The 9,358-nt window shown below is 71.9% G+C and carries 3 protein-coding genes; 1 reads left to right on the plus strand and 2 read right to left on the minus strand.

The features are described 5' to 3' along the window. Nucleotides 1-1,360 (minus strand): ATP-dependent RNA helicase HrpA (hrpA, locus tag ADBZ6I_RS17125; protein WP_526385976.1); only part of this gene is annotated, 1,360 nt, incomplete at its 3' end. Between the two features lie 79 nt (nucleotides 1,361-1,439). Here hrpA and ADBZ6I_RS17130 point away from each other — a divergent pair. Continuing rightward, complete coding sequence (locus tag ADBZ6I_RS17130; RefSeq protein WP_526385978.1) at nucleotides 1,440-1,649, plus strand: hypothetical protein; 210 nt, start codon at nucleotides 1,440-1,442, stop codon at nucleotides 1,647-1,649. Between the two features lie 17 nt (nucleotides 1,650-1,666). On the opposite strand, the gene ADBZ6I_RS17135 is transcribed toward ADBZ6I_RS17130, so the two are convergent. After that, the gene (locus tag ADBZ6I_RS17135) at nucleotides 1,667-9,289 is read right to left on the minus strand and encodes a right-handed parallel beta-helix repeat-containing protein (protein WP_526385980.1); all 7,623 of its coding nucleotides are present in this window, start codon (nucleotides 9,287-9,289) and stop codon (nucleotides 1,667-1,669) included. Nucleotides 9,290-9,358 lie beyond the last annotated feature (69 nt).

A 9,358-nucleotide genomic window follows, 5' to 3' on the forward strand; every position in this document is an offset into this window, starting at 1 on the left:
CGCCGAGCTGCAGCGAGGCCATCTGCAGGATCACCGAGGCGAGGTTGGTCCGCAGGATCTCCGGGTCGGTGTAGCGGGGGCGGCCGTCGAAGTCCTGCTCGGAGTACAGCCGGATGCACACCCCCGGTGCGGTGCGACCGGACCGGCCGGAACGTTGGGCGGCGGAAGCCTGCGAGATCGGCTCGATGGGCAGCCGTTGCACTTTGGTGCGCCGGCTGTAGCGCGAGATCCGCGCGGTGCCCGGGTCGATGACGTAGCGGATGCCGGGCACCGTCAGCGACGTCTCGGCGACGTTGGTGGCCAGCACCACCCGGCGGGTCAGCCGGCTGGTGTTGGCGACGAACACCCGGTGCTGCTCGGCGGTGGGCAGCCGGGCGTAGAGCGGCAGCACCTCGACGCCTTTTTTGAAGGCGCCTCGGATGGCCTCGGCGGTGTCGCGGATCTCCCGCTCCCCGGACAGGAACACCAGGACGTCGCCGGGCGGCTCAGCGGACAGCTCGCCCAGTGCGTCGATGATTGCCTCGGTCTGGTCGCGCGGTTCGACGCGGACGACCTCGTGGTCGGGGTCATCCGGGTCTTCTTCTTCAGTGATCGGTGCCGGCAGTTCCAAAGGGCGGTAACGGATTTCGACCGGATAGGTGCGGCCGGAGACTTCGACGATGGGCGCGGGCCGGCCGTCGCAACCGAAGTGCGCGGCGAAGCGCCCCGGCTCGATGGTGGCCGAGGTGACGATCAGTTTGAGATCGGGCCGGCGCGGCAGCAACTGGCGCAGGTAGCCCAGCAGGAAGTCGATGTTGAGGCTGCGCTCGTGCGCCTCGTCGAGGATCAGGGTGTCGTAGCGCAGCAACCGGCGGTCACGCTGGATCTCGGCGAGCAGGATGCCGTCGGTCATCAGCTTGATCAGGGTGCGGTCACCGGCATGGTCGGTGAACCGGACCGTGTACCCCACGGTCTGGCCGACCTCGGTACCCAGCTCCTCGGCAACGCGCTCGGCGACGGTGCGGGCCGCCAGCCGGCGCGGCTGGGTGTGCCCGATGGTGCCGCGCACCCCGCGGCCCAGCTCCAGGCAGATCTTGGGCAGCTGGGTGGTCTTGCCCGACCCGGTCTCGCCGGCCACCACCACCACCTGGTGTTCGGCGATGGCCGCGGCCAGCTCGCCGCGCATCTGGCTGACCGGCAGGTCGGGGTAACTGATCGCCGGCACCGCCGCCGCCCTCGCGGCGACCCGCGCCTCGGCCGCCTCGACCTGCCGCGCCACCTGCTCCAGCTTCTCGGCGCTGACCGGAGCCCGCAGCGACCTCAGCCGACGGCCCAGCCGGGCGGCGTCAGAGAGGGTCAGCCCGTCGAGCCGTGCACGCATTGCGCGAACGTCAGCTCCGGAGGCCTGGGACACTGGGACCAGGATAGTTACCCACAACTGCGGGGGAAGGGGCGAGCCCATGACGACTGCGCTGATCATCGGTGGTGCGCTGCTGGTCGGGATGGGCTTGGTGGCCAGTCAGCTGGTCCGGCTCAAGGACTGGCTGAAACGCCAGCCGATACCAGCGCCGCAGGACGAACTCCCGCCGACCGGAATGCCGCCCACCGAGCCGACGCCGACCGAGATCCCGCCGGACGAGCTCCCGCCCAACGAGCAGACGCCGCACTAGCTTTTCCGTCGCTTCCTCTACCCGACGCCCGGCTGGCCCGGCGTGCCGCCGGTGCCGGCCAGCCCGCCGGCACCACCGGCGCCGCCGGCGACCCCGCTATCGCCCACGCCGCCCGCGGTTCCCGACCCACCGGCCTGGCCGGCAGTGCCGGCAGAGCTGGTGCCTCCGGTGCCGCCACTGCCGCCCGTGCCACCGGTGCCGCCCGTGCCGCCTACTCCACTGACCACCAGGGCGGTGCCGCCATCGCCGCCGAAGCCGCCGTCGCCGCCCCCACCGCCGCTGCCGCCATCGCCATCAGGGGAGCTGCCGTCGCCGCCCGTACCACCGGTGCCGCCGGCGCCGGCCGTACCACCGACACCACCGTCGGTTCCGTCGCCGCCGATACCTCCGCTACCACCCTCACCGCCGTCACCACCAGCACCGCCGTCGACGACTCCCACTGGGGCCATCCCACTGATGGCGAAGTCCTCGAAGTAGAAACCGTTGCCGGAGGTCGCCGGAGCGGCGGTGCCCGCAACCCGGAACAGCATCGAGTTGACCGCCTGCAGGCGCGGGGTACCCGCGGTGATCCGCTCGTTGTTGTAGTAGTACGACTCCCAGGTGGTGCCGGTGTGGATCAGCTCGCCATCCAGATAGATGTTCACCACATCGTTGCCGTAAATGATGCCGTTGTCGTCGGTGACCCCGTTGACGAAGGTGATCGTCTGTTCCACCGTGTGCAGATCGGTATAGGACAGACCCGAGGCGATGGTCGTGGTCGGGAAAGTCGCGCCGTTCGCGCCCGCCTCGACGAAGTTCAGGTCGAACCCGGACCCGGTGTCCTGCAACTGCAGGTAGCTCATCCGCACCGCGGACTGCTTAGCACTGGGCGACAGCGTCAACGAGAGCCCCGGCTGGGCCGCACCCGTCGCGGACCGGAACGCCACCTTGCTGTAGAAAACGTCCGTCGTCGCGTACTGCCCGAACTGCGCCGGACTTAACGGGGCCGCACCGTTGGTGCCGCGGTTGTTCCACAACGCCGCACCGGACTCCCCGGCCGCCTGTGCCGAGGTCGCCGAGAACACCTGAGCCGTGTAGTTGGCATTGGTGATCGCATTGGACATCCGGAACACCGTGCGGGTCCCGTTGGCGTCGTCGACCTGCATGATTTGCTGATCCCACCGACGCACGGTGGTGGCTGTCGTGAACGCATCTCGGGTGGTCCAACCGTTCTGCATGTCCACTGTGCCCGCCAACGTGCCCGGCTGAGAATCGGACGGCAGCGACGTGGTCGAGAACGAATTGAAATATCCCGGAGTCGAACCCGGCCCGCCGTCCCCGGCCGGACCGCCGTCACCGCCGGCGCCACCCACGGTCGGATTTGACCCCACCCCGGCCGCACCGCCGTCGCCGCCGGCTCCACCGGCCCCACCGTTGCCGCCGACGCTGCCGTCGTTCAGCGTGGAGGCGTCGAACCCGGCACCGCCGGCACCGCCGGCGCCGCCCGCGCCGCCGTCACGGGCCAGGCCGAGGGATCCGGTCGAACCGGTCAACCCTCCACCGCTGCCGGCGCCCCCGGATCCGGCCACACCACTGGAGCCGCCATTACCGCCGTCGCCACCGTCGCCACCATTGCCGCCGTCTCGGGAGGAAACAGTTCCTGCCAGCCCGGCGACACCTGTCGCGCCAGCCCCGGCGAACCCGCCGTTACCGGCGTTGCCACCCGTACCGCCCACCACCGCCGTGGATCCGGTGCCGGCATTGCCGCCGGTACCGCCGTTTCCGCCGGCGCCGCCGTCACCGCCGGCGATGCCGTCGGTGAGCCCGGAGGCGTCGAACCCGTTGCCGCCCGCGCCACCGGTACCGCCGGTACCGCCGGTAGCTCCCGCACCTTGCAGGCCGGTCGATCCGGTGAGGCCGCCGCCACTGCCCGAACCGCCGGTGCCGCCGACACCACCGTCGCCACCATTGCCGCCGACGCCGCCGTTGCCGCCGTTGCCACCGTCCTGCGGATGGGCGGCGGTGATTGTCACGGTTGGCGGGCTGATTTGGGCGGTGTTGTATCCGACGATGGATCCGGTTGAGCCGTTGGCTTGTGCGTAGCCGGTCCTGAAGTCGAGTTGGCCCAGTATGTTCCCGCTGGCGACTATGGGCAGGTCTGAACTTCTGAAGTTCAACGGACCACCGGTTCCGTCGATGGCGAGGGCGCCTTTCCCTAGTCCGCTGGCATGGTTGTTGGTCAAAGTGTTGTCGATCAGGACGATTCGGCTGAAGACGTCTCCGAAGTTCGGTGTTGCACCGAAGGAAACAACGAATGCGTTCGTCTCGGGGGTGATGTTGTCTTTGATGATCAATTCGAAGGCGCCGGGGGCTCCCTGGTGATTGTCAATGTTGACGAATTGCGACAAGTTGCCGATGAAGCTGGAGCCTTCGATGGTCAGGCTTCCCGCAAGGTCATCGCTTGGATTGGTTCCGGTTGTGGATGTCGGGGTGATTGCGCGAAGCGCTCCGGCGGTGTTGTTGATGAACGTGTTATTCGTGATGAACGAGTCGCCCCCGTTGCCGTAGTGCAGTATGCCTCGGCGTGTACCCGACCCTGCTACGACTTCGAATGTGCTGCCCTCGACGACGAAGTTATCGGACCGGATACTCAGTCCACCCTTCGAGTACTGCGTGGTGACGTTGTACATCGTGAAGTTGTCCACGCGCGCTTGGGGGAATCCGGGGCCGCTGACCACGATGGCGTGGCCGATGGCCGTATCGGAGGTCACGTGCCGAATCGTCAGGTTTTCCAGCATCACGTCGTCGGCGGAGATATGAACGAAGGACTGAGAATTGCCTCTGGTGTCTTGAATCAGCACACCTGACTGGGACTCGCCTACCAGATAAATCGACTTGTTGATGTTCAGATTGGCTCCCAGCGAATAGGTGCCGTTCCCGAGCATGATTACGTCACCGTCCTGGGCGGCATCAATGGCCGACTGGATATTGTCGGCAGGAGTTAACGTCGTGGTCACCACGTAAGTGGGCTTGGCCGGAATCTGCGGGAGCAAGACCGACTGGCCTTGGGTGCCGGCAATTCCCGTGGTACCCACAGCGCCGGCACCCGCGGCGCCACCGGCGCCGCCCTGGCCACCGGAACCGCCAACCAGCGGGCCCGTACCGACGCCGGATACACCACCGGTGCCACCGGCACCACCGGCACCACCGTTACCACCGGCGGAACCGTCGGTGAGCCCGGAGGCGTCGAAGCCGGCGCCGCCGGTGCCGCCGGTGCCGCCGGTACCGCCGATGCTGGCCACGCCGATCGACCCGGTCACACCGGTGCCGCCGCCGTTGATGCCCGCACCACCAGCACCGCCGACACCACCGGTGGAGCCGTTGCCGCCGGCGCCGCCGTCGCCACCCGCACCGCCGTCACGAGAACTGATCGTGCCCGCTGCGCCGGTCGTGCCGGTGCCACCGGTGCCGGCCACTCCCGAGTCGCCGCCCGCGCCACCGGCACCGCCGGTCACCGCGCTGGTCCCACTGCCGGCGTTGCCGCCGACACCACCGGCGCCACCGGCACCGGCGTTACCGCCCGCGCCGCCATCGGTCAGCCCGGAAGCGTCGAACCCGGCGCCACCATTGCCGCCGGCACCGCCAGTGCCACCGGTAGCTCCGTCCCCTTGCAGGCCGGTCGATCCGGTGGCGCCGCCGCCACTGCCGGAACCGCCGCTGCCGCCGACGCCACCGTCGCCACCGTTGCCGCCGAGGCCGCCGTTGCCGCCGACACCACCGTCGCGTGCACCGCTAGTGCCGGCACTTCCCGTAGTACCCACAGCGCCGGCGCCAGCCTTGCCACCGGCGCCGCCCTGTCCGCCGGCACCGCCAATGATCGGGCCTGTGCCGACCCCGGAGACACCGCCGGTGCCACCGCCGCCGCCGGCACCGCCGTTACCGCCGGCGGAGCCGTCGGACAGAGCACTGGCGTCGTAGCCGGTGCCACCGATGCCGCCGGTTCCACCGGTGCCGCCGATACCGGCCGACCCGACCGTCCCGGTCGCACCCGTGCCGCCACCGTTGGTGCCCGCACCACCAGCGCCACCGGAACCGCCGGTGGAGCCGTTGCCGCCGGTACCGCCGGTGCCGCCCGCGCCGCCGTCCCGGGAACTGATCGTGCCCGCTGCGCCGGTCGTGCCGGTCGCACCCGTGCCGGCCAGACCGGAGTCGCCGCCGACGCCACCGGCACCGCCGGTCACCGCGCTGGTCCCGGTGCCCGCGAGGCCGCCGACACCACCGGTGCCACCGGCACCGGCGTTACCGCCCGCACTGCCGTCAGTGAGCCCGGAGGCGTCGAACCCGGTGCCGCCGGTGCCGCCCTTACCGCCGGTACCGCCGGTGCTGGCCGTACCGCCCAGGCCGGTGGCGCCGTTGGCGCCGCCGTTGGTTCCCAGGCCGCCGGAGCCGCCGACACCACCGGAGCTACCGATACCGCCCACACCACCGTTGCCGCCGGCACCGCCATCGCGCGCGCTGATGGTGCCCGCGGTGCCGGTCGTGCCGGTCGCGCCGGTACCCGCAACACCGGCGTTGCCGCCGATACCACCGGCGCCACCGCTGACGGCGGTGCTACCCACACCGGCGTTGCCGCCGGTACCGCCGGCACCGCCGATACCGGCGTTGCCGCCCGCGCTGCCGTCGGTCAGGCCAGAGGCGTCGAAGCCTTTACCGCCTGCGCCACCGGTACCACCGGCGCCGCCGAGGGTGGCCACACCGATCGACCCCGTTCCACCGACCGCGCCGCCACCGGAGCCGACTCCACCGGTGCCGCCGGTACCGCCACTGCCGCCGTTGCCGCCCTGGCCGCCGGTGCCACCGTTACCGCCGGCGCGGGCGCCGATCGTGCCGTCGGCGCCGGCCTTGCCGACCGCGCCGCCACCGGCGGAGCCACCGGCACCACCCTGACCGCCCTGGCCACCGGCGACCGCGGTCAACCCGCTGCCCGCCGCACCGCCGACACCACCGACGCCGCCGACGCCGGCGCTGCCGCCGATGCTGCCGTCGTTGAGACCGGCGGCGTCGAACCCGGCGCCACCCGTACCACCCGTACCGCCGGTACCGCCGGTGCGACCCTGACCCTGCGAGCCGATCGTTCCGCTGGCTCCGCCACCGGTGCCGGTACCACCCGCCCCGCCGGAGCCGCCGGAGCCACCGGTACCGCCGGCACCGCCCTGGCTGCCCGACCCGCCGTCACGGGAGGTAAGGGTCCCGGCTGTGCCCGTGCTGCCCTGAGCACCGTTGCCGGCAAAACCACCCACACCGCCGACGCCACCGGCGCCGCCGGCCAACGCCGTGGTCCCGGTCCCGGCCTTGCCGCCGACGCCGCCGATACCGCCGGCACCGCCGTTGCCGCCGGCGCTGCCATCGGACAGCACCGCGGCGTCATACCCGCTGCCGCCGGTGCCACCGGCACCGCCGGTACCACCGCCGCTGCCCCGACCCACGGTTCCACCGGTCCCGGACGCACCGCCACCGGCGCCGGTCCCACCAGCACCACCGGAACCGCCGCTGGCGCCGAGACCGCCGGCACCACCAACACCGCCGACACCACCATCACGCGCCTCGACGGTGCCGCCCAGACCGGTCGTGCCCGTCGCACCGGTACCGGCAACACCGGCGTTGCCGCCCTTGCCGCCGGTGCCGCCGGCCACCGCATTGGTACCGGTCCCGGCCTTACCACCGACGCCACCGACACCACCGGCACCGGCGTTACCGCCGGAGCTGCCGTCGGTCAACGCCGATGCGTTGAACCCGGCGCCACCGGTGCCACCGGTACCACCGGTCGCACCAGCGGTGGCGAGTCCTTGCGTGCCGCTGGCCCCGAGAGCTCCGCCGCCGGTTCCGACGCCACCGACACCACCGACACCACCCGACCCGCCGTCGCCGCCCGCACCACCGCTGCCGCCGACCCCGCCGGAACGCGACTCAGAGGTCCCGGCCGCACCGGTCAGACCCGTCGCGCCCTTGCCTGCCACACCCGCGGTGCCGCCGTTGCCGCCGGCGCCACCAGCCACAGCGTTGGATCCGCTGCCGGCTTTACCGCCGGCGCCACCGGAGCCACCGGTACCGCCCGTGCCGCCGGCACTGCCATCGGTCAGCCCCGAGGCGTCGAACCCGACCCCGCCGACGCCACCGGCACCACCCTTGCTCCCGGCCACCGCCGCGCCCTGAACACCGGCGCCACCGACGGCGCCGCCGCCGCTGCCGGCACCGGCCACACCGGCCGCACCACCACTGCCGCCGTTACCGCCGGCGCCACCGGTGCCCCCGATGCCGCCGTCCCGGGCCTCACTGGTCCCGGCCGTGCCGGTCACACCACTGGCACCGGCGCCGGCCGCACCACCGGCACCGCCGTTGTTGGCCGCCCGGCCCGCCAGCACGTTAGAACCCACACCGGCGGTGCCGCTGGCGCCGGCGGCACCACCATTGCCGCCGTTACCGCCGGCGCTGCCGTCGGTCAGCCCGGAAGCGTCAAAGCCCTTACCGCCCGCGCCGCCGGCGCCGCCGAACCCACCGGTCGTGGCCACGCCCAACGCGCCGGACGCCCCGGTGACACCGCCACCGCTGCCGGCACCGCCGGTACCGCCGGAACCACCATTGCCACCGGCACCACCCTTGCCACCGGCACCACCATCGACGCCGTCACGGGACGTGCTCGTGCCGTTGGCACCGGTGACACCCACGGTGCCCCAGCCCGCCAAACCAGCGGTACCACCGGTGCCACCGGCACCGCCGGTCACCGCACCCGACCCGCTACCGGCCTTGCCGCCCACACCACCGACACCACCGGTACCGGCGTTGCCACCGGCACTGCCATCGGAGAAGCCCGACGGAGTGAACCCGGTGCCACCGGTGCCACCCACACCACCGACACCACCGGTGCGGCCCAGACCCTGCGCGCCGGTCACACCGGTCAGGCCACCGCCGCTGCCCGCACCGCCGCCACCACCGGCGCCACCATCGCCACCGTTACCTCCGGCGCCACCCGCGCCACCCGCGGTGCCGTCCCGGGAAGGGCTGGTCCCCGCCGTGCCAGTCACACCCTTGGCTCCGACACCGCCGATACCGCCGGTGCCGCCCACACCACCGGCACCGCCGGCCACCGCACCCAAACCGGTGCCCGCATTACCACCGACACCGGCCTTACCGCCCGCCCCGCCGTTACCACCGGCACTGCCATCACTGAGCGAACTCGCGTTCCAACCGGCCCCACCGGTGCCACCCGTGCCACCCGTGCCGCCGGTGGCGGCCACGCCCAACAGACCCGTGGCACCCAAACCGCCGCCGCTGCTGCCCGCACCACCGGTGCCGCCCGCACCACCGTTACCGCCGTTACCGCCAGCGCCGCCCGTGCCGCCGGTGGCACCGTCGCGTGCACTGCTACCGGTGCCGGCCGCGCCGGTGACACCTTTAGCGCCCGCACCCGCGGCACCACCATTGCCGCCTTGGCCGCCGGCTCCACCTGCCAGCGCGACGGACCCCACACCTGAAGCGCCACCGGTGCCACCGATACCACCGGCACCACCATTGCCACCGGCACTGGCATTGGTCAGCCCCGAAGCGTCGAACCCGACACCACCGGTGCCACCCGGCTCCCGAGGTGTTACCGACAAAGACATAAATAATCAGACTAGCGGCTATTTGCGGATGCAAATACTTTGCTGTTGTCGGCAACGTTTTTTAAAATT

This window comes from Mycobacterium sp., from assembly GCF_044342925.1.
Lineage (GTDB): Bacteria > Actinomycetota > Actinomycetes > Mycobacteriales > Mycobacteriaceae > Mycobacterium.